Source organism: Bradyrhizobium sp. USDA 3397 (assembly GCF_054060965.1).
On sequence record NZ_JBSSDS010000001.1, the window covers coordinates 2,525,197 to 2,543,631 of the forward strand.

The 18,435-nt window shown below is 64.7% G+C and carries 19 protein-coding genes; 12 read left to right on the forward strand and 7 right to left on the reverse strand.

The window, feature by feature from the left end; translation table 11 throughout:
- The first annotated feature begins 75 nt into the window (after positions 1–75).
- Positions 76–651 (forward strand): YybH family protein, encoded by a 576-nt coding sequence (locus tag ACVWYQ_RS12030; protein ID WP_271544160.1) that lies wholly within the window; start codon positions 76–78, stop codon positions 649–651.
- Positions 652–726: 75 nt separating this feature from the next.
- On the opposite strand, the gene ACVWYQ_RS12035 is transcribed toward ACVWYQ_RS12030, so the two are convergent.
- Positions 727–1,131, reverse strand: coding sequence for a hypothetical protein (locus ACVWYQ_RS12035; RefSeq protein WP_271544158.1), 405 nt, complete (start codon positions 1,129–1,131; stop codon positions 727–729).
- 61 nt (positions 1,132–1,192) lie between these two features.
- Positions 1,193–1,360: a hypothetical protein gene (locus tag ACVWYQ_RS12040; RefSeq protein ID WP_271544156.1), complete on the reverse strand. Its 168-nt coding sequence runs from the start codon at positions 1,358–1,360 to the stop codon at positions 1,193–1,195.
- A 384-nt stretch (positions 1,361–1,744) separates the two neighbouring features.
- Here ACVWYQ_RS12040 and ACVWYQ_RS12045 point away from each other — a divergent pair, with 384 nt between their 5' ends.
- The 3 genes from ACVWYQ_RS12045 to ACVWYQ_RS12055 are packed head-to-tail and all read left to right on the forward strand — an operon-like array spanning position 1,745 to position 5,271.
- Entirely contained in the window at positions 1,745–2,698 is a 954-nt protein-coding gene (locus ACVWYQ_RS12045) for a sugar-binding protein (RefSeq protein WP_404539298.1), read from the forward strand.
- A 33-nt stretch (positions 2,699–2,731) separates the two neighbouring features.
- Positions 2,732–4,249 (forward strand): sugar ABC transporter ATP-binding protein, encoded by a 1,518-nt coding sequence (locus tag ACVWYQ_RS12050; protein WP_271544152.1) that lies wholly within the window; start codon positions 2,732–2,734, stop codon positions 4,247–4,249.
- Complete coding sequence (locus tag ACVWYQ_RS12055) at positions 4,246–5,271, forward strand: ABC transporter permease (RefSeq protein ID WP_271544150.1); 1,026 nt, start codon at positions 4,246–4,248, stop codon at positions 5,269–5,271. Before ACVWYQ_RS12050 ends, ACVWYQ_RS12055 begins: the two co-directional genes overlap by 4 nt.
- 4 nt (positions 5,272–5,275) lie before the next feature.
- Here the strand turns inward: ACVWYQ_RS12055 and ACVWYQ_RS12060 are convergent, their stop codons facing one another.
- Together ACVWYQ_RS12060 and ACVWYQ_RS12065 are read right to left on the reverse strand one after the other, a co-directional pair.
- Positions 5,276–7,747: a TonB-dependent receptor gene (locus tag ACVWYQ_RS12060; protein ID WP_404539293.1), complete on the reverse strand. Its 2,472-nt coding sequence runs from the start codon at positions 7,745–7,747 to the stop codon at positions 5,276–5,278.
- A 164-nt stretch (positions 7,748–7,911) separates the two neighbouring features.
- Positions 7,912–9,264 (reverse strand): histidine kinase, encoded by a 1,353-nt coding sequence (locus ACVWYQ_RS12065; protein ID WP_271544146.1) that lies wholly within the window; start codon positions 9,262–9,264, stop codon positions 7,912–7,914.
- Between the two features lie 204 nt (positions 9,265–9,468).
- Between ACVWYQ_RS12065 and ACVWYQ_RS12070 the strand changes: the two genes are divergently transcribed.
- Positions 9,469–10,089, forward strand: a complete 621-nt coding sequence (locus ACVWYQ_RS12070) for a response regulator (protein WP_456725650.1) — start codon at positions 9,469–9,471, stop codon at positions 10,087–10,089.
- 69 nt (positions 10,090–10,158) lie between these two features.
- Positions 10,159–11,004 carry an S-formylglutathione hydrolase gene (gene fghA, locus ACVWYQ_RS12075; RefSeq protein ID WP_456725651.1) on the forward strand — a complete coding sequence of 282 codons (846 nt, stop codon included), beginning with the start codon at positions 10,159–10,161 and terminating at the stop codon, positions 11,002–11,004.
- A 171-nt stretch (positions 11,005–11,175) separates the two neighbouring features.
- Here the strand turns inward: fghA and ACVWYQ_RS12080 are convergent, their stop codons facing one another.
- Positions 11,176–11,748: a DUF3280 domain-containing protein gene (locus ACVWYQ_RS12080; protein WP_157283914.1), complete on the reverse strand. Its 573-nt coding sequence runs from the start codon at positions 11,746–11,748 to the stop codon at positions 11,176–11,178.
- Between the two features lie 60 nt (positions 11,749–11,808).
- On the opposite strand from ACVWYQ_RS12080, the gene ACVWYQ_RS12085 reads away from it, so the two are divergent.
- The 6 genes from ACVWYQ_RS12085 (at position 11,809) to ACVWYQ_RS12110 (ending at position 16,857) form a co-directional block, all read left to right on the forward strand.
- Entirely contained in the window at positions 11,809–12,990 is a 1,182-nt protein-coding gene (locus ACVWYQ_RS12085; protein WP_157283916.1) for an ABC transporter substrate-binding protein, read from the forward strand.
- Positions 12,991–13,196: 206 nt separating this feature from the next.
- Entirely contained in the window at positions 13,197–14,156 is a 960-nt protein-coding gene (locus ACVWYQ_RS12090) for a YVTN family beta-propeller repeat protein (protein ID WP_271544309.1), read from the forward strand.
- On the forward strand, positions 14,153–14,959 hold the full coding sequence (locus ACVWYQ_RS12095; RefSeq protein WP_271544140.1) for an ABC transporter ATP-binding protein: 807 nt from the start codon (positions 14,153–14,155) through the stop codon (positions 14,957–14,959). The genes ACVWYQ_RS12090 and ACVWYQ_RS12095 overlap by 4 nt, the downstream gene beginning before the upstream one ends.
- On the forward strand, positions 14,956–15,804 hold the full coding sequence (locus tag ACVWYQ_RS12100) for an ABC transporter permease (RefSeq protein ID WP_157283922.1): 849 nt from the start codon (positions 14,956–14,958) through the stop codon (positions 15,802–15,804). The genes ACVWYQ_RS12095 and ACVWYQ_RS12100 overlap by 4 nt, the downstream gene beginning before the upstream one ends.
- Positions 15,801–16,415: a hypothetical protein gene (locus ACVWYQ_RS12105; RefSeq protein WP_157283924.1), complete on the forward strand. Its 615-nt coding sequence runs from the start codon at positions 15,801–15,803 to the stop codon at positions 16,413–16,415. Before ACVWYQ_RS12100 ends, ACVWYQ_RS12105 begins: the two co-directional genes overlap by 4 nt.
- A gap of 136 nt (positions 16,416–16,551) precedes the next feature.
- Positions 16,552–16,857 carry a copper-binding protein gene (locus tag ACVWYQ_RS12110; protein WP_157283926.1) on the forward strand — a complete coding sequence of 102 codons (306 nt, stop codon included), beginning with the start codon at positions 16,552–16,554 and terminating at the stop codon, positions 16,855–16,857.
- Between the two features lie 59 nt (positions 16,858–16,916).
- Here the strand turns inward: ACVWYQ_RS12110 and ACVWYQ_RS12115 are convergent, their stop codons facing one another.
- A complete protein-coding gene (locus ACVWYQ_RS12115) occupies positions 16,917–17,474 on the reverse strand; it encodes a PQQ-dependent catabolism-associated CXXCW motif protein (RefSeq protein WP_456725652.1) in 558 nt (185 codons plus the stop codon).
- Positions 17,471–18,355 carry a substrate-binding domain-containing protein gene (locus ACVWYQ_RS12120; protein ID WP_198399754.1) on the reverse strand — a complete coding sequence of 295 codons (885 nt, stop codon included), beginning with the start codon at positions 18,353–18,355 and terminating at the stop codon, positions 17,471–17,473. Before ACVWYQ_RS12120 ends, ACVWYQ_RS12115 begins: the two co-directional genes overlap by 4 nt.
- Between the last annotated feature and the right edge of the window lie 80 nt (positions 18,356–18,435).

Consider the following 18,435-nt stretch of genomic DNA (forward strand, 5'->3'; position numbering starts at 1 on the left):
CTGAAATCATATCGCTGGATTCATTGGGATCAAGGCTTCATGCATGGGGCTCGTCGTTCGATCAGGAGCTGAGAAATGACCAACAAACCGTCCGGGCTGAACAGGTGGCCATGCGAGCAGGAAAAGATATCGCGGCGCTCGATGATGGCCGCTACCGCAGCAATTCCCCTATCCGGTCAGCTTTCGGCCGATGCGGCCGCGGGAAGCGACGCGATAGCGGGCCTCGTCGAACGCGCCCGCGAGAAGAATGCCGCCTTCATGCGTGGCGATGTGGACCGCTGGTCCCAGCTTGTCCGCATCGCGCCCGATTTCACGCTGATGCAGCCCTTTGGCGGGCCTACAAGTCGGGGATTCGACGCTAGTCCCCAGCGTCTGGCTGCCCTCTCCCGATACTTCAGGGAAGGCGAAACCGAACTTGAGGTTTTGCAAACCTATGCATCCGACGCGCTCGTCGCTCTCGTCATGGTCGAGCGCCAGCGCGCCGAGGTGGGCGGGTTGCCGGCTCAAGACTGGTCGCTGCGCGTGACCGAAGTCTACCGCAAGGACGGCACGGATTGGCAACTCGTGCACCGCCATGCGGATCCGCTGGTCCGAAGCATCACCTTGCAACAGGCGGCGATACTCGCCCGGGGATGGCCGGAGGAAAAATGACGAAGCGCCGCAGATGAGCTGGATTCGGAGCCGGCCGGCGGCCAGTCGAGACGACGTGCGATTTCGTCGCGATGATCAGCGCGAGCGCTTCAATTTCGGCAGCTTGTCGGGGTTGAATGCCGGCATCTGCCCTGGTGGTTCAGGTGCGGGCGGCTGTTGTTCCGTGAGGATGAGCGTTCCGTGGAGGATCATGCCCGGCGCCTGAGGTGCCGTCGCGGTGTAGGTCGCGATCTTGCCAGGGCAGCTTCCCTCGATCGTCAACGTCAACTCATCATCGTTGCCGAACACGGTGGCGCGTCCGTCGGTGTGACGCTTCGTCAATACGGTTGCGGTGAAGTGATCTCCATCGATCTGGCAGGTGCCGTGATAGGTCATCAGGCTGTCACGGCCCCAGATCTGGCCGTCTGCGACATGGACGATCCCGGTACCCTGGTCGATCGGCGTCTTGTACCACGCCGCGTAGGTGCCGTCCTTCAGCATGGGAGCAGCCTCCCCTAGTATTCCCACGGCGACAATTGCCATCATTAGCGCCAACAAACGGTTAATGACCGGGCCCGTGCCAATCCGGTCTTTGCTTGCGCAGCTCGGCCTCGAGCTCCTCGATGATGCTGTGAAGCAGACACGCTGCTAGCGGATCGGTCACCTCGCGCTCCAGATGCCGGTACCGCGCAATCTGGAATTCCTGCTCTCTCAACTGGCGCTCTGTCATCAGACTTGCCCTCCGGCGAACCGACGCGGACACGGCCGGAGAGTTTCGTTACAATTTTCAGATCATTTGCGATGGTTTCCAGTTGGTTAAAGCCGCGGCCGGGTTGCGGATTGCCCGAAAAGGTTGCCGCAGCACCGGCTGCACCAGCCTGAGCGCGGCGGTTGACGTCCAGACCGTTGCTTCCAATTGCGTGCGCGGCGGGCTTCTGCTAGCTTGAGGTACGTGCCTCATTTCACCTCGCCGGCCGGGTCGGTGACCCGCCTCTGCCGCAACGATGCGGGTAGCGGCTGATTGCCGTGCCGCTGGGGGTGAGGCATGCGCCCAATCCGGGCTCAAGCAGAGTTGGCCATCAAAAAGGGCCGACCGCCTTAGGGGAGGAATGATATGCAGCGTCTCTTGCTTGCAGGTGTGTCTGTTGCCTTCGCGGTTGCAGCGGGTGTCGGCCCGGCCGATGCGGCGGACAAGAAGGTTCTGGCCTTCGTCGTCAATGGCGCGTCCGACTTCTGGAAGATCGCCGAGGCCGGGATGAAGAAGGCGCAGGGCGAGCTGCCCAACTACGAGCTCCAGTTCAAATATCCGGAACAGGCTGCGGCCGCCGTGCAGCAGCGCGTGATGGACGACCTCGTCGCCGCCGGTGCCGCCGGCATCATGGTCAGCGCGGTCGATCCGAAGAACCAGACCGAGCATCTCAACAAGGTTGCGTCCCAGACCGTCCTGTTCACCACCGACAGCGACGCGCCGAAATCCAAGCGCGTGGCCTATATCGGCTCCTCCAACACCGACCTCGGCAAGGAGGCAGGAAAGCTGATGGTCAAGGCGCTGCCGAACGGCGGCAAATGCGTCGGCTTCGTCGGCCTGCCCGGCGCCGACAACGCACGCGAGCGCATCGAAGGCGTCAAGGAGACGCTCAAAGGCTCGAAGGTCGAGCTCGTCGACGTTCGCGGCGACGAGATCGACCAGACCCGCGCCAAGCGCAACGTCGAGGACATCCTCGCCGCCATGCCCGATGTGAGCTGTCTCGTCGGCTTCTACTCCTACAACACGCCGCGGATCTACGAGGTGCTCAAGGAGGCCGGCAAGCTCGGCAAGATCAAGATCATCGGCTTCGACGAGGATCCGATCACGCTCGGCGGCGTCAAGGAAGGCAGCATCGTCGGCACGGTGGTGCAGCAGCCGTTCGAATGGGGCTATCAGGGCATGAAGCTGATGGCGAACTACATCGGCGGCAACAAGGCCGGCATTCCGGCCAACGGCATCATCATCGTGCCCGGCAAGGTCATCGAAAAGGCCAATGTCGACGAGTTCATGGCCTCGATGAAGCAGATGCTGAAGAAATAGGAGAGATCCGCGCTGCCCCCCGCGCAGCCTGCCATGCCAGAACCATTCCTCGAACTGGTCGACATCAGCAAGAGCTATCCAGGCGTGGTCGCCCTCGACCACGTCGGTCTCCAGGTGTCGCCCGGCGAGGTCGTTGCGCTGATCGGCGAGAACGGCGCCGGCAAGTCGACGCTGATGCGCGTGCTCGGCGGGGTCGTGGAGCCCAGCGGCGGCTTCATTCGTGTCGACGGCGCCGCGCGATCTTCGCTCACCGTGGCAGATGCGATCAAGGCGGGCATCGCCTTCGTCCATCAGGAACTGAACCTGTTCGACAATCTCGATGTGGCCGGCAACGTCTTCATCGGCCGCGAGCCCGTGCACGGCGGACCCTTGCGGCTGATCGACCGCAAACGGATGTATGCCGATGTCGCGCCGCTGCTGGAGCGGCTGGGCTGCGATTTCGCGGCCGATGCGCCGCTCGCCGAACTGTCGCTGGCGCAGCGCCAGCTGGTCGAGATCATGAAGGCGCTTTCGCTCGACGCTCGTCTCGTCATCATGGACGAGCCGACCTCGAGCCTGACGCTCGCCGAGACGGACCGCCTGATGCGCACCGTGGCCGGCCTGAAAGCCCACGGCGTCAGCATCATCTTCATCACGCATCGGCTCAACGAGGTGATGCAGTGCGCCGACCGCGCGGTCGTGCTGCGCGACGGTCGCGTTGTCGGCGCGCTGACGCGTGCGGAGCTCTCTCCGGCGGCGATGATCCGCTTGATGATCGGCCGCGACCTGAAATCGCTCTACGTTCCGCCGGCCGCGCCGCCCGGCGACAGCGTGCTGGAGATCGTCGATGCCGTCACCGACACCTATCCCGGCCGCGCCGTGAGCCTGTCGGTCCGCCGCGGCGAGATCCTCGGACTTGCCGGTCTCGTCGGGTCCGGCCGCACCGAGCTCGCCCGCGCCGTCTTCGGCATCGACCCACTGCGTGGCGGCACGATACGGCTCGACGGCGAGCCGATCCGCATCGCAAGCCCGCGTGCCGCCATCGAGCAAGGCATCTATCTCGTTCCGGAGGACCGCAAGGGCGCCGGCCTGTTGCTCGACGTCTCGATCACCGAAAACATCTCGCTGCCGGATCTGGCGTCCTATATGCGCTTCTGGCTGGTGGATACCGAGCGCGAGAACGAGAACGCGGTGCGTCAGCGGGAGCGCCTCAAGATCCGCGCGCCGGACGTCAAGACCGCCGTCGGCTCGCTGTCGGGAGGCAATCAGCAGAAGGTCGTGCTCGCCAAATGGCTGTCGATGCGGCCGAAGGTCCTGATCGTCGACGAGCCGACGCGCGGAGTCGACGTCGGAGCCAAGCAGGAAATCTACGGCATGCTGCGCCGCCTGACCGATGCCGGGGTGGCGATCCTGATGATCTCCAGCGACATGGAGGAGGTGATCGGGGTCAGCGACCGGCTCGCGGTGATGCATGAAGGCGCGATCTCGGGCTTCCTTGATCGCAGCCAGTTCAGTGAGCACAATGTGCTGCAGCTTGCCGTTGGCCACACAATCACGGCGGAGGGACCTTGAGCAAGAAAGACCTGAGCCTTCTCGTTCTGATTCTGGTGGTCGGGACCGTTGTCGCCCTGATCAATCCGAGATTCCTGTACGTCGGCAATCTCTCGAACACCGCCAACCAGATCGGGTTGTTCGGCATCTTCTCCATCGCCGAAGCCTTCATCATCATCATCGGCGGGATCGAGCTGTCGGTGGGTTCGGTGATCGCACTGCTCGGCGTCCTGTTCATCGACCTGATCGTCAATCACGACGTCAACTGGGTCGTAGCCCTCGCGATGATCGTCGCGGCCGGGCTCGTGATCGGCCTCATTCATGGCACGCTGGTGACCAGGATGCGGATCCAGGCTTTCGTGGTCACGCTGTGCGGCCTCCTGATCTACCGCGGCGCGGCGCGCTATTACACCGAGGACGCGACGGCGGGCTTCGGCTTCGGCGCGAGCTTTCCGATGCTGGAATGGCTGGCCGCCGGCCGCACCAACGTGCTCGGGTTCCCGCTGCCGCACAGCGTGGTTGCGCTCGCCGTGGTGGCGGTGATCGCCTGGGTGGTGCTTCACCGCTCGGTGTTCGGCCGTTATCTCTTTGCCGTCGGCAAGAACGAGGAAGCGGCACGCTATTCCGGCATTCGCACCAACCGCGTGATCATCTCGGCCTATGTCATCTGTGGCGGGCTGACTGCGTTTTCGGCGATCCTGATCGCGATGTACACCCGTTCGATTTCGCCGGCGGTGCACGGCTCGTTCTACGAGCTCTACGCCATTGCCGCCGCCGTGCTCGGCGGCTGCTCCTTGCGCGGCGGCGAAGGCTCGATCATCGGCGTCGTGCTCGGCACCGTGCTGCTCCAGGTGCTGCAGAATCTCGTCAACCTGCTGGGCATTCCGAGCTCGCTCAATTTTGCGGTGATGGGAACGGTGATCCTGGTTGGCGTGCTCGGCGATCAATATCTGGTGCAGCGACGCCACCGCGCGAGTGCGGCCAAAGGCCGGGAGCAGGCGAGCGTCGCTGCGGCACCGCTCGAGCGGGTGAAGGTGGAGTGAAAATCTAGAACGTCACCCTCAACCCCGCATAGAACGCGCGCGGCCGTGCCGGGCTCAGCGAGCGCGGGTCGGTGAAATCCGCGCCGCCATTGGTGAAGTTGGGCAAGGCGTCGCGGTCGAAGAACTGGCCGTAGGTCACGTAACGCTTGTCGAAGATGTTGTCGACGCGGCCGTAGAGCTGGACGTTCTTCGCGACCTGATAGGAGGTGTGGAGATTGAACACCGTGTAGGACGGCAGCTTCGCGAACTGGTTCGACTCGTCGCCGACCAGATACTGGCTGGAGACGAACAGCGCGTTGCCGCCGACCTTCCAGACGTCGGTCACGGCATAGTCGACGCCGACCTTGACGCGGTGGCGCGGGACTGCCGGGATCTGGTTTCCGGGCCTGACCTGGATGGTCTCGGAGATGTCATCGGCAAACGGGCTTTCCGAGCCGAGCTCGAGCGGATCCAGGAAGCGCGCATCGACGAAGGCGTAGCTCGCCTGGAACTGCAGCGTGGGCGACTTGATGTTGACTTCGGCTTCGAGCCCTTGCCGCCGCGTGCGGCCTACGTTCGAAAAATAGCCGAAACCAGTCCGCCCAACGACCGGCACCGCCATGATGTCGTCGTGGTTGGTGGCGCGAAAGCCGCCGATCTTCCATCCCAGCGTGCCGATGTTCAATTCCTTGGTGCCACGAAAACCGGCCTCCAAGGTCTTGGAGACGACCTGCTTCAACGGTGGATCCGAAACCAGGAAGGCTGCGATGAGACAAGGCCTGGCGGGATCGGAGCAGCCGAGTTCGAGCGGCGTCGGCACGCGGTTGGCCTCCGAATAACCAGCATAAGCGGTCAATTCCGGCGTGACCCTGTAGGTGCCGCCGATGATTGGATTGAAACGCGCGAATGTGTGATCGCCGTTGAGCGCGGTCCCGAGCTGATCTTCCAACGTGATCCGCGCCAGGTTGAAGCGGCCGCCGCCCGTGATCGCGAAGGCATCCGTGACGTTGAAAGTATCCATCGCGTAGAGGCCGTTATACTGATTGACGGTCCGCAGCGAGACCGGGCCGGCGACGGGGTCCGCCACAGGAGTCGGTCCCAGGAAAACGCCGCTGCCGCTGACGACGTAGTTCTCTCCCATCGAGCCGATTTCGGAGGAGGCGTTGTAGCGCGTGACGCTGGCGTCATAGGTCGCGCCCACCACGAAGCGGTTGTCATGGCCGAACAACTGGTCGGTGTTGGTGGCCTGCCCCGACACGCCAAAGGTGGTCGAACGGATCGAGCCGCGGTCGATCGCGCCTAGGATCGTTCCCGGCGCAAACGGGTTGGCAAGCTGCACGCCGCCCCCACCGTAGGCGGGTGAGGTGTCGTCGCCAAAGCAGAGCAGCGCCGGATCTGCAGCGCACTCCTCCACGTCGGTCGGGTTGCCGTCGACCACCTTCTGCTCGTACCTGCGCACACGCGCGGTGCCTTCGAGCGTCCAGGTCGGCGTCGCGTCGACCTTGCCGGTCAGGTTGAGATAGCCGACGCGATTGGAGGTGGTTTGCGGCGTGGTGTATGTTGCGCCCCAATATCTGTCGAGCAGCTCGGCCGGGACGGTGGCGCTGGCGCCGAAATCGTTCTTGGCCACGCCCATATTGACGTGGAATTCGCTGTCGCCGGCCCTGTAGCCGACATCGCCGTAGAAGCGCCGCACCGTCGATTGGGAAAAATTACGGAAGCCGTTGTCGCGCAGTCCTTCGAGCGCACCGTAGACGGCATAGTTCTGGTCGACCTGCTTGCCCCATTGCGCCGAGCCCTGAATGCGGCCGAACGATCCACCCATGAGGTCGAGCTCGGCGCCCTGATAGGTGAAGCCGTCCTTCATCTGCAGGTTGATCGCGCCGCCGAGCGCATTGAGGCCGAAGGCCGGGTTGTTGGTCACCAGCGTCACCGACCTGATCGCGGCGGTGGGGATCAGGTCCCAATTGACGGCGTCCGAGAATGCCTCGTTGATGCGGACACCGTTCTGGTACACGGCAAGCCCCTGCGGCGTGCCCGTCACGGGCGAAGCGACGAAGCCGCGGAATTCGACATCCGGCTGGAACGGATTGCCGGTGACTTCGCTGATGTTGACGCCGGCGATGTTGTCGCGCAGCGCGTCCGTGACGTTCAGCGAACCGGTGCGCCTGATCTGGTTGGCATCGACGGCATTGATCGCCGACGGGACCTTGTCGACATCGAGACCTCGGCCGATGCCCGGCGAGGTCGGAAAGACGTAGAGCCGTGTCCTCGGCGCGGCCGATCCCGGCGCCCCCACGCGCGCAACAGGTCGCGACGGCGCCGCGCGCCGCGCTGCCGAAGGTGGTGCGGTCACTTCGACCGGGGGCAGGTTCTGGACGTTGGTCTCCTCGTCCGGCGCGGCCCCGGCAGGGGTCGCATAGACCAAGCCCGATACCAGCCCGGTCGACACCGAAGCCATCAGCAAAGCACGCCTGAACGAAACAACCCTGCCCATCCCCGCCTTCCCATCCGTGACCACCGGCTGTTTTGATGTTCCGCCGATTGGTCGAGGCGAGTTTATTCGGCCGCAATGGGGACGCCAGCCACAAAAGGTCGGACCCTATCCGCACCCATTTTCCCGACAAAATCGGGAATTTTTCCCGATCGCTTCCGGTACGATCAGGTTGCCGCTGTGGGCACCAGCGCTTCAACCGTCACACCGCCCTCACCGGAGACCACATTGAGCGTGCCGCCGAGCGCCAGGATCCGCTCGCGCATGCCGACGAGGCCGAAGCCGAGCTTCTGCCCCGGCTCCATGCCGCGGCCGTTGTCGCTGACCCGCACCCGGGCGCAGCAGCGGCCGCCGGCCTGCTCGACCGGCTCGATGACGACACTGACCGAGGTCGCGCCGGCGTGGCGGAACACGTTGGTGAGCGCCTCCTGCACGATGCGGTAGATGGTGAGATCGGCGGTCTCGCCGGTTGGGCCCAGCGCCGGCGAGATGGAAGTCTCGATCGCAACGTCGGGACGCGACTCCCGCCACAGCCGCGACAGCGATTCGAGCGCCTGACGCAGGCCGAGCTCGGCAAGGCCCACGGGCCGAAGACGCTCCAGCACGCGGCGATTGAACTGCTGGAGTGCATTGATCTGCTCCAGCATGGCGCTGCCATGTTTTCGCACGGCATCGGCACTCGGCTCGCGCCCGTCCGCCTGCTTCGCCAGCGCGCTCGCATGTGCGCGCAGCGAGAACAGATAGGGCCCGAACTCGTCATGCAATTCGCGCGCGATCTCCTTGCGCTCGATGTCCTGCAGCGACACCGCGCGCTCGGCAAGGCGCCGCTTGTCCTCGACCGCTTCACCAAGCGTCGCGGCAAGATGGTTGAGCCTGGTGCAGATCGCCGCGAGCTCCGGCGCGCCGCCCGGCGCGACACGGGCCTCGTAATGTCCGCTTTCGAGCTTCCCCATGGCGTCCGCCAGCGACTGCAGCGGTGCCAGAGCACGGCCGACCACCTTCATCATCAGGAAGAACAGCGCGAGCGCGATCACCGAGCCGACCTCGAGCTGGGTCACGATACCGTCCCAGATCTCGGCGATCTCGTCGTCGGGATGCGAGGTGATCACGAGCGAGCCGGGTTTGCCGCGGATCGAGACCGGCACGCTGACCGCGGTCTGCTCGGGATGAACCAGGCTGACGAACCAGGCCGGCGGGGCACGCGTGTCGACGTCGGAGCCAAGCCGGCGGGGCGTCAGCGGGTTCCCACCGGAATCGTGCAGCGCGATGCTGACATGCCGCAGGCGGCTGAGATCGCGGGCGATCTGGTTCAGCCTGGCATCAGGATCGGGTGCCTCGTTGAGATCGGCAACGATCATCTCGATGAATTCGCGCGCGAGGCGGATCACGCTCTGGTCCTCGGCCTGGACGCGCGGGCCGGCCTCGGCGATCTGCCGGCCGATATTGACCGCGAGCCCCAGCGCCAGCAGCAGCGCCAGCAAGAGATTGATGCGCCCGCGCAAGGAAAGATTCTGCCACATTGGTCTCGCTCGTGCCTCGCGAAGGGTTTGCCACGCCTGTCCGACGACGTTGACAGAGGCGAACCGCCCGATATCTAATCGGAAGCGTACAGCAATCCCGGCCGGGTTGCATGAGGCGACACGAGACGCGCGTCTTGTCTGGTCAGCCTCGTGCGGCGCAGAACAGGCAAGCTCCAAGGGAACGGGCTGTCGCGGGGAACGCCTATGCGCATTCTGATCGTCGACGATCATCCCATCGTCGCCTCCGGCTGCCGTGCCGTGCTGGCCGACGAAGGCGAGATCGAAATCCTGGAAGCCGCCGACGCCGAGGACGGCGAGTGCGTCTTCATCGTCGAACGTCCCGACCTCTGCATCATCGACATCAATCTGCCGACCGTCTCCGGCTTCGAGCTCGCGCGCCGCATCCTCGAGCGCGCGCCCGAGGCCCGCATCATCATGTTCAGCATGAATGACGACCCCGCCTTCGCCGCGCGTGCGATCGAGTGCGGCGCCAAGGGCTACGTCTCCAAGACCGGCGACCCCGACGACCTCGTCGAGGCGATCCGCGCCGTCGGAAGCGGCGGCACCTATCTTCCGACCGCGATCGCGCGCAGCATCGCCTTCGCCGGACCGACGCTGGCGCAAAACCCGCTCTCGAAGCTGAGCGCGCGCGAGATGGAGATTCTGCGGCTGCTCAGCGCCGGCAAGAGCCTGTCCGAGATCGCGTGGCTGGTGCAATCGTCCTACAAGACGGTGGCCAATACCTCGTCCATCATGCGTCAGAAGCTCGGGGTGAAGACCTCGGTGGAGCTGGTGCGGCTGGCGATCGACAGCGGTGTCGCCTGACCTCGCCACCAATTCGGTCACACAAGCGTTGCAATCTTGATGTGGTGAGATGCCACGGAGCTCTTAGGCATGACGATTCAGACTGTCTCGACCAACAAATCCTACGGCGGTGTGCAGGGCGTCTATCGCCATGCCAGCCAGGCGACCGGAACCGACATGGTGTTCTCGGTCTATATCCCACCGCATGTGGACGGTGCCAAGCTGCCCGTGGTCTGGTACCTCTCGGGCCTCACGTGCACGCATGCCAACGTCACCGAGAAAGGCGAATTCCGCAAGGCCTGCGCCGAGCTTGGCCTGATCTTCGTCGCGCCCGACACCTCCCCGCGCGGGCCCGACGTGCCGGGCGACGCCAACAATGCCTACGATTTCGGCCTCGGCGCCGGCTTCTATGTGGACGCCACGCAAGAACCGTTCGCGCGCAATTATCGCATGTGGAGCTACGTCACGGACGAGCTGCCGAAGCTGGTTGCGGAGAGCTTTCCGGTCGATGCCAGGCGGCAATCGGTGATGGGACATTCGATGGGCGGCCACGGCGCGCTGACGGTGGCGCTGCGCAACCCGCACCGCTTTCGCGCAGCCAGCGCCTTTGCCCCGATCGTGGCGCCCTCGCTCGTGCCCTGGGGCATCAAGGCGCTGACCGGCTATCTCGGACCGAACAAGGAGGCCTGGCGCAACCACGACACGGTGGCGCTGATCGAGGACGGTGCCAAGTTCTCCGGCTTCCTCGTCGACGTCGCCGAGGCCGATAATTTCCTGAAGGAGCAGCTGAGGCCCGAGCTGCTCGAAGCCGCCTGCACCAAAGCGGGCATCCCCCTGACGCTGCGTCGCCAGGCGGGCTACGACCACAGCTATTACTTCATCTCGACCTTCATGAGCGATCACCTGCACTGGCATGCGGAGAAGCTGAAGGGGTGATCTTCCTTCCTTGTCTCGTTTTGATGAGGGGTGTCTCTCCGCGACCGCAGTATCGTAGGATGGGCAAAGCGAAGCGTGCCCACGATTTCTCTCGAAGCATTGATTGATCGTGGGCACGGCGCAAGTGCGCCTTTGCCCACCCTACAATTCCCGAATCGCGGAGAGAAAGATCTACTCCCGCTTGCCGTAATTCGACGCCAGCAGGCGGTTGCGGATGAGATAGCTCATCGTGCGCGACCAGGATTCATCCGTGTTGCCGCGCATGTCGGCGCTGGCGACCGTGATCATGTTGCCGGTCTTCACGTCACGCAGATAGATGTTGAGATTGATGATCAGGTTCGAGACCTTTTGCACGAGGCCGGTGATCTCCAGATCGGCGCCGAGCTGGCCGGCGAGCTTGAGGTCGCAGCCGCCGCAGGCCTGCAGGTTCGCGCGACGGGCGGCCTCCCGTACCGGCGCGATGTCGAGCACCTGGAACTTGCCCGACTCTGCCAGCTCCTTGCGCAGCTGCTCGCTGATGCGCACGAGCCGCGCCTCTTCCGGCTTGGAGCCGTAGAACTCGCCGGGCAGGCTGGTGTCGACCAGCTCGAAATCGAACACCGCGAGCTTCGGCGGGTCGGCGAGCGCGGCCGAGCCCGTCAACAGCAAAGCTGGAATCGCCAACAATGCTCGCATGATCGTGATGCCCGGCTTCGCGCGCGCGGGGACGAAATGCGGGGTTGCATGGCCTGACAAATTGGTCATGCTTGAAGCAGAGACAATTCTTCACCGGCGGTCAAGCCGGGGAGATCGTCTGGAGGAAACATGATCCGATGGTTGGCCGGCCTGATCGGCTTTGGTCTTGCCGCGACGAGCGCGCTTGCGGCCGATCCCATCACGATCGGCGTCGGCTATCTCGGACTCGCCGGCATTCGATCAACGCTGTCGCTGGCCGAGCAACCCGCCGAGAACGACGGCCTCGCCGGCGCGCGCCTTGCCATCGAGGACAACAACACCACCGGGAAATTCACCGGCCAGCGCTTCACGCTGGAGGAGCGCCGCATCAGGGAAGGCGAGGACGTGGCGCAGGCTGCGACCGCCCTCGCCGAGAAGAACGGCTTCATCATCGCCGACCTGCCCGCCGATGCGCTCTTGAAGGTCGCGGACGCCTTGCGCGACCGCGGCACGCTGCTGTTCAACGCCGGCGCGGTCGACGAGCGGCTGCGCGAAGCCGATTGCCGTGCCAACGTCATCCACACCGCGCCGACGCGCGCGATGCTGGCGGATGCGCTCGGCCAATATCTGGTGTGGAAGAAATGGTCGCGCTGGCTGCTGGTGGTCGGCTCGCACGACGAGGACAAGCTGTTCGCGGATGCTATCAGGCGCACCGCGGCGCGGTTCGGCGCCAAGATCGTGCAGGAGCGGACCTTCGAGGACAAGGGCGGTGCGCGGCGCACCGATAGCGGCGTGGCGCAGATCCAGCGTCAGATCCCCGTCTTCACGCAGCAGGCGCCGGCCTATGACGTGCTGGTCGCCGCCGACGAGAGCGAGGTGTTCGGCGCCTATCTGCCCTATCGCACCTGGGATCCGCGCCCAGTCGCCGGCTCGGCCGGCCTCGTGCCGCGCAGCTGGGACGCATCGCAGGATCAGTGGGGCGCGATCCAGATGCAAAACCGCTTCATCAAGCTGAATTCGCGGCGGATGACCGCACGCGACATGCAGGCCTGGACGGCCGTGCGCATGATCGGCGAAGCCACCTCGCGCACCAACTCCGGCGAGGTCAGGAAGGTCACCGATTTCATCAAGGGCCCGGATTTCTCGGTCGCCGCCTTCAAGGGCACGCGGCTGACCTTGCGCGACTGGAACCTGCAGCTGCGTCAGCCGATCCTCCTGGTCGACGGCCGCATGGTGGTGTCGGTGTCGCCGCAGGAGGGCTTCCTGCACCAAGTCTCCGAGCTCGACACGCTCGGCTACGATCGCCCGGAGAGCAAATGCAAGCTGAAGTGAGCAATGGTGAGATGAGATCGAGCCGCCGCGACAATGATGACGGTTCGCCCCCTCCCCCGCGCGCGGGGGAGGGTTGGGGAGAGGGTGTCTCCACGCGCGAGAACCCCCAAGAGGAGAGAGCCCTCTCCCGTATCGCATCTGACGATGCGATACGACCTCCCCCGCAAGCGGGGGAGGTGAAGACCGCCCGCGGACAGACCTTGCGCATGCTGGCGACGGCCGTACCCGTGGCGATCACGCTCGCTGCACCGCCCGCGCATGCGTTCATCGCCTACGTCTCGAACGAGAAGAGCAACACGGTCTCGGTGATCGATACCGACAGCTGGACCGTGACCAAGACCATCAAGGTCGGCCAGCGTCCGCGCGGCATCGACCTTACCCGCGACGGCAAGTTCGTGATGGTCGCGGTCGGCGACGACGACACCATCCAGGTGATCGACGCCAAGACGCAAACCGTGGTGGACAGCCTGCCCTCCGGACCCGACCCCGAGCTGTTCGCGCAGGATGCCGCCGGCAAGATGCTCTATGTCGCCAACGAGAACGACAACACGGTGACGGTGATCGATCTCGAGAAGCGCGCCCGGCTCGGCGACATCCAGGTCGGTGTCGAGCCGGAGGGCATGACCATCAGTCCGGACGGCAAGACGCTGATCAACACCTCAGAAACCACCAACATGGCGCATTTCATCGACACCGCCTCGCGACAGATCGTCGCCAACGTGCTGGTGGACGCGCGGCCGCGCTTTGCCGAGTACAAGCACGATTCGTCGGAAGTCTGGGTGTCCTCGGAGATCGGCGGCACCGTCTCGATCATCGACCCCAAGAAGCACGAGGTGATCGGCAAAATCACGTTCGAGATCCCGGGCCTGCGGAAGGAGGCGATCCAGCCGGTCGGCATCGGCATGACCAGGGACGACAAAACTGCCTTCGTCGCGCTCGGCCCCGCCAACCGCATCGCGGTGGTCGACGTCGCCTCGCGCAAGGTGACGAAATATCTCCTGGTCGGGCAGCGGGTCTGGCACATGGCGTTCACGCCGGACGAGAAATATTTGCTCACCACCAACGGTGTGTCGAACGACGTCTCCGTCATCGACGTCGCCGCGCAGAAGGTGATCAAGACCATTCAGGTCGGCGAGCTGCCCTGGGGCGTCACGATCGCGCCATGACCAGCCCCGCCCCGATCGCCGAAGTGCAGGAGACGCCGAGAGCCGAAGCGGCCACGGTGCCGGCGTTGTCGATCGACGGCGTCAGCCATGCCTATGGTCCGCGGCGCGCATTGACGGACGTGTCCTTCAATGTCCAGCCCGCGAGCTTCACGGCGCTGCTGGGACTCAACGGCGCCGGCAAGAGCACGCTGTTCTCGTTGATCACGCGCCTGTTCGGCATCCAGTCCGGCCGCGTCTCGATCTTCGGCCATGACGTCAGCAAGAGCCCCGGCGAGGCGCTGCGGCTGCTCGGGGTCGTGTTCCAGCCCCGCACGCTCGATCTCGACCTGTCGCTGACGCAGAACCTGCTCTACCACGCGGCGCTGCACGGCATCGGCCGCCGCGAGGCATCGGTGCGCAGCGCCGAGCTGCTCGGCCGCATCGGCCTTGCCGATCGCGCCGCAAGCAAGGTGCGCGATCTCTCCGGCGGACAGATGCGGCGGCTGGAGATCGCCCGCGCGCTGCTGCATCGGCCGCGCCTCTTGCTGCTCGACGAGCCGACCGTCGGTCTCGACGTCAAGGCGCGCGCCGACATCATCAGCCACGTGCGCCAGCTCGTGACCGAGCAGGGCATCGGCGTGCTCTGGGCCACACACCTGTTCGACGAGATCATGCCCGGCGACGATCTCGTGGTGCTGCACCAGGGCAAGGTGCTGGCGCAGGGGCCGATGAGCCGCGTCATCGCCGCAACAGGCGCGCAGGACGTCAACACCGCCTTCATGCGCCTGACCGGCGCGCAAACCATGCCGGGAGGCGGCGCATGAGCAGCATTGCAACGCGCGAGGCGCCGCGCGGCTTCTCGTTCGCCGAGTACATGACCTGCCTCAGCGGCATCGTCTGGCGCGAGGGCCTGCGCTTCCTGCATCAGCGCGAGCGCTTCGTCTCGGCGCTGGTGCGGCCTCTGGTGTGGCTGTTCATCTTTGCCGCCGGCTTCCGCCAGGTGCTCGGCATCTCCATCATCCCGCCCTACGAGACCTACATCCTCTACGAGGTCTATATCGCGCCGGGACTGATGGCGATGATCCAGCTCTTCAACGGCATGCAGTCCTCGCTCTCGATGGTCTATGACCGTGAGATGGGCAACATGCGTACGCTCCTGGTAAGCCCGCTGCCGCGGGGGTTCCTGTTGTTCTGCAAGCTGCTCGCGGGCACCGCGGTATCGCTGCTCCAGGTCTATGCGTTCCTGCTGATCGCCTGGCTCTGGGACATCACCCCGCCGCCCCAGGGCTATCTCACCGTGCTGCCGGCGCTGATCCTGTCGGGGCTGATGCTGGGCTCGCTCGGCATGCTGATCTCGTCGGGCATCAAGCAGCTGGAGAACTTCGCCGGTGTCATGAACTTCGTGATCTTCCCGATGTTCTTTGCCTCCTCTGCGCTCTACCCGCTCTGGCGCGTGCAGGAGGGCAGCCCCTATCTCTATTATCTGTGCGAGGCCAATCCGTTCACCCATGCGGTCGAGCTGATCCGCTTCGCGCTGTATGGCCAGATCAACTGGATCTCCCTGGCGGTGGTCGCTGCTTGCACAATCGTCTTCATGATCGGCGCGATCCTGGCCTATGATCCCTCGCGCGGGCTGGCGCGACGCGGGCCTGCGGGAGGCGAAGGATGATTGTTCGGGTTCTGGTCACCTCTGTACTCGTGCTCGCTGTCGCGAGCACGACGGCGCTCGCCGCCGATCCGCGCTATCCGGACTGGCCGTGCACCCAGGCGAAGGTGCCCGAGATCTCGCTGGCGGCCGTGTGGGGTGGTCCGCCGCTCGATGACGTCCAGAACAAATGGAAGGACGACGCCAGGATCAGCGCGCTCGTTGCGAAACTGGCGGCGCGCAAGACGCCGCTGGATGAGGCGGAAAAGCTGGTGAAGGAGTTTCTCGCGGGTTCCGCTGCCGACAAGACCGCGAACGCAAAGCTGCTGTTCGCCGGCCTGTTCGACACGCTCAACGCCCAGCGCTCCCAGGTCATGAACGGACTCGAGCGCGTCAGCCGCAAGCAGCGCGATGCCGCCGACAAGATCCGCGAGGAGGCAATTCAGCTCCAGGCCCTGCAAGGGGCCACACCGCGCGACGAGGCCAAGGTCCAGGCGCTCAGCAACGAGCTGATCTGGAAGACCCGGATCTTCGAGGACCGCCACAAGGTGGTGCGCTTCGTCTGCGAGGTTCCAACCTCGATCGACCAGCGCCTGTTCGCGCTCGGGCGTGTGATCCAGCAGGAAATGGAATAGCGTCAGTTACGCTGACCGCTCACGAAAAGTTCCCGCAATCGCCCCGGCAACGTTAACCTTTCGCCGCGCTATGTGCCGGAACCAAATCGATTTATGATTGCTTGTCGACGTGAACTCAAGACGTCGGGAGGCCTCGATGGGAACCACAAGAATCATGTTTGCGGGCGCTGCGGTCCTCAGCATGCTCGCAACCAGCGCCTTTGCTGACGACATGACCGGGATGATCACGCGGATCGATCGGCTCAACGGCACGATCTCGATCCAGCAGACCCAGAAGGGCACAGTCGGCGCCAGCACAGGCAGCGCCGGCGCGCTCCAGGAGTACAAGGCGAAAGATGCCGCGATGCTGGATGCCGTCCATGCCGGCGACAGGGTGAGCTATTCTGCGACCGAGACCAACGGTACGGGCACGTTGACGAAGTTGCAGAAGCAGAGGCCGTAGGTTGGATCTTCACCTCACCCCGTAAGAACGGGGCGAGGGAGCGCACCTGCGCTTGATCACTATTGCTCCGGCCGCGGCTCCGGCTGCGCCTCTTCCGTCGGCAGCTTCGCGCGCTCCCAGCCGTCGGTGCCGTCGGGATACCAGGCGACGTTGGCATAGCCGTAAGCCAATGCGCGCCTGGCGGCGTTCCAGGACATCCAGCAATCCGCGAGGCAATAGATCACCAGCAGCGCGGCCTTGTCGCCGCCTGAGGCGCGCGCGAGGCCGCGCTGGAGATAATCGTCCATGGCGGGCGGCAAGTTGCCGTAGCCGGTGTCCGGCAGCCAGAAGCTGCCCGGAATGTTCTGGCGCGGCGCGTCACGCCATACCGTGCTCACAGGAAGGTTCTTTGGTTTCGGCGCGCGCGGCATGACGTCAACGAAGGTGCCGCTGTTCGCACGCCAGATCGCCTCCGCCTCGCCGGTCGTGAGCACGCGCGCGCCAGCGAGCGTCGCCGGCACCGGCGCGCGATAATTGTCGGTACGATATCCCTCGGGCTCGAACGGCTCCTGCTGCTGCGCCGACGCCGGGGCCATGAGCAAGGCAACGACGAACGCAGCGGCAAGCGGCCGGCTCATGGCGCCTTCTTGGCCGTCTCCGCGCCGAGCGGCCGGTTGTTCTCGTCCAGCAGCGGCACGCCGAAATCGAGCAGGATCTTGTTGATCTCGCCCTGGTTCTCCTGGATCACCCGGTTGAGCTGCCGCTTCCAGTTCTGGTCGGCGGGTCGCACGCCCATGCCGATGCGATAGACCAGCTTGGACCCGGTGGTCTCCTTGACCAGCGGCGTGACGTGCAGCGAGGGGCCGGCTTTCTTCGCATAATAGCCGGCCATCGGTCCCCAGAGCACGCCGGCGTCGATCTTGCCAGCAGTGAGGTCCTCGATCATCGCCTGCGCCGAATTGTCGAAGCGCGTGTCGATCATCAGCTGATAGGGCTTTGCGTCGCCCATCAGGCCTGCCAACGCCATATTGGTCGCCGGCGGCGTGCCGGCGACGATGCCGATATGCTTACCTTTCAGGCGTGCGTCCTCCAGCGTGTCGACGTCCTCGAGCCCGCTGCCAGTTTTGGCAACCAGTGCATAGGTCGTGCGGTAGTAGGGATTGGTGCCCTGCACGAGGTCGTCCCCCTGCGGGTAGCCCATGATGACGTCGCAGCGATGCGCACCCAACGTCATGCGCACGAAGCCGGCGGCCTGCGGGAAGAACACGTAGTCCAGCTTCTTCTGCAGCTTGTCCGCCAGAAACTCGGCGAGCTTGTTCTCGAAGCCCTCGCCCTTCTCATTCGAGAACGGCAGGTTGCGCGGGTCGGCGCAGACGCGCAGCACCTTCGGGTCGACCAGCTCGAATGAGAGATCTCCGGTCTCGTTGGTCTGCCCGATGGCGAGATCGCCATGCGCACATGATGCGATTACGATCCAGAGTGAAAACCACCAGCGACGATGTCGTCCGGCCTGCGTCATCGCGCTTCCTCCTCGTTTTGTTTGAATGTTATCCATGCAACGCATGACGCGCCACGTGTGCCAACTTTTGCCGGCTTTTC

What these genes read in the sequence shown, in the direction of transcription:
- ACVWYQ_RS12090 (WP_271544309.1), top strand. Translation starts at nt 13,197, where the DNA reads ATGCTGGCGACGGCCGTACCCGTGGCGATCACGCTCGCTGCACCGCCC.
- ACVWYQ_RS12030 (WP_271544160.1), top strand. Translation starts at nt 76, where the DNA reads ATGACCAACAAACCGTCCGGGCTGAACAGGTGGCCATGCGAGCAGGAA.
- ACVWYQ_RS12040 (WP_271544156.1), bottom strand. Translation starts at nt 1,360, where the DNA reads ATGACAGAGCGCCAGTTGAGAGAGCAGGAATTCCAGATTGCGCGGTAC.
- ACVWYQ_RS12115 (WP_456725652.1), bottom strand. Translation starts at nt 17,474, where the DNA reads ATGAGCCGGCCGCTTGCCGCTGCGTTCGTCGTTGCCTTGCTCATGGCC.
- ACVWYQ_RS12120 (WP_198399754.1), bottom strand. Translation starts at nt 18,355, where the DNA reads ATGACGCAGGCCGGACGACATCGTCGCTGGTGGTTTTCACTCTGGATC.
- ACVWYQ_RS12045 (WP_404539298.1), top strand. Translation starts at nt 1,745, where the DNA reads ATGCAGCGTCTCTTGCTTGCAGGTGTGTCTGTTGCCTTCGCGGTTGCA.
- ACVWYQ_RS12035 (WP_271544158.1), bottom strand. Translation starts at nt 1,131, where the DNA reads ATGCTGAAGGACGGCACCTACGCGGCGTGGTACAAGACGCCGATCGAC.
- ACVWYQ_RS12050 (WP_271544152.1), top strand. Translation starts at nt 2,732, where the DNA reads ATGCCAGAACCATTCCTCGAACTGGTCGACATCAGCAAGAGCTATCCA.
- ACVWYQ_RS12065 (WP_271544146.1), bottom strand. Translation starts at nt 9,264, where the DNA reads ATGTGGCAGAATCTTTCCTTGCGCGGGCGCATCAATCTCTTGCTGGCG.
- ACVWYQ_RS12080 (WP_157283914.1), bottom strand. Translation starts at nt 11,748, where the DNA reads ATGACCAATTTGTCAGGCCATGCAACCCCGCATTTCGTCCCCGCGCGC.
- ACVWYQ_RS12070 (WP_456725650.1), top strand. Translation starts at nt 9,469, where the DNA reads ATGCGCATTCTGATCGTCGACGATCATCCCATCGTCGCCTCCGGCTGC.
- ACVWYQ_RS12085 (WP_157283916.1), top strand. Translation starts at nt 11,809, where the DNA reads ATGATCCGATGGTTGGCCGGCCTGATCGGCTTTGGTCTTGCCGCGACG.
- ACVWYQ_RS12100 (WP_157283922.1), top strand. Translation starts at nt 14,956, where the DNA reads ATGAGCAGCATTGCAACGCGCGAGGCGCCGCGCGGCTTCTCGTTCGCC.
- ACVWYQ_RS12110 (WP_157283926.1), top strand. Translation starts at nt 16,552, where the DNA reads ATGGGAACCACAAGAATCATGTTTGCGGGCGCTGCGGTCCTCAGCATG.
- fghA (WP_456725651.1), top strand. Translation starts at nt 10,159, where the DNA reads ATGACGATTCAGACTGTCTCGACCAACAAATCCTACGGCGGTGTGCAG.
- ACVWYQ_RS12095 (WP_271544140.1), top strand. Translation starts at nt 14,153, where the DNA reads ATGACCAGCCCCGCCCCGATCGCCGAAGTGCAGGAGACGCCGAGAGCC.
- ACVWYQ_RS12060 (WP_404539293.1), bottom strand. Translation starts at nt 7,747, where the DNA reads ATGGGCAGGGTTGTTTCGTTCAGGCGTGCTTTGCTGATGGCTTCGGTG.
- ACVWYQ_RS12105 (WP_157283924.1), top strand. Translation starts at nt 15,801, where the DNA reads ATGATTGTTCGGGTTCTGGTCACCTCTGTACTCGTGCTCGCTGTCGCG.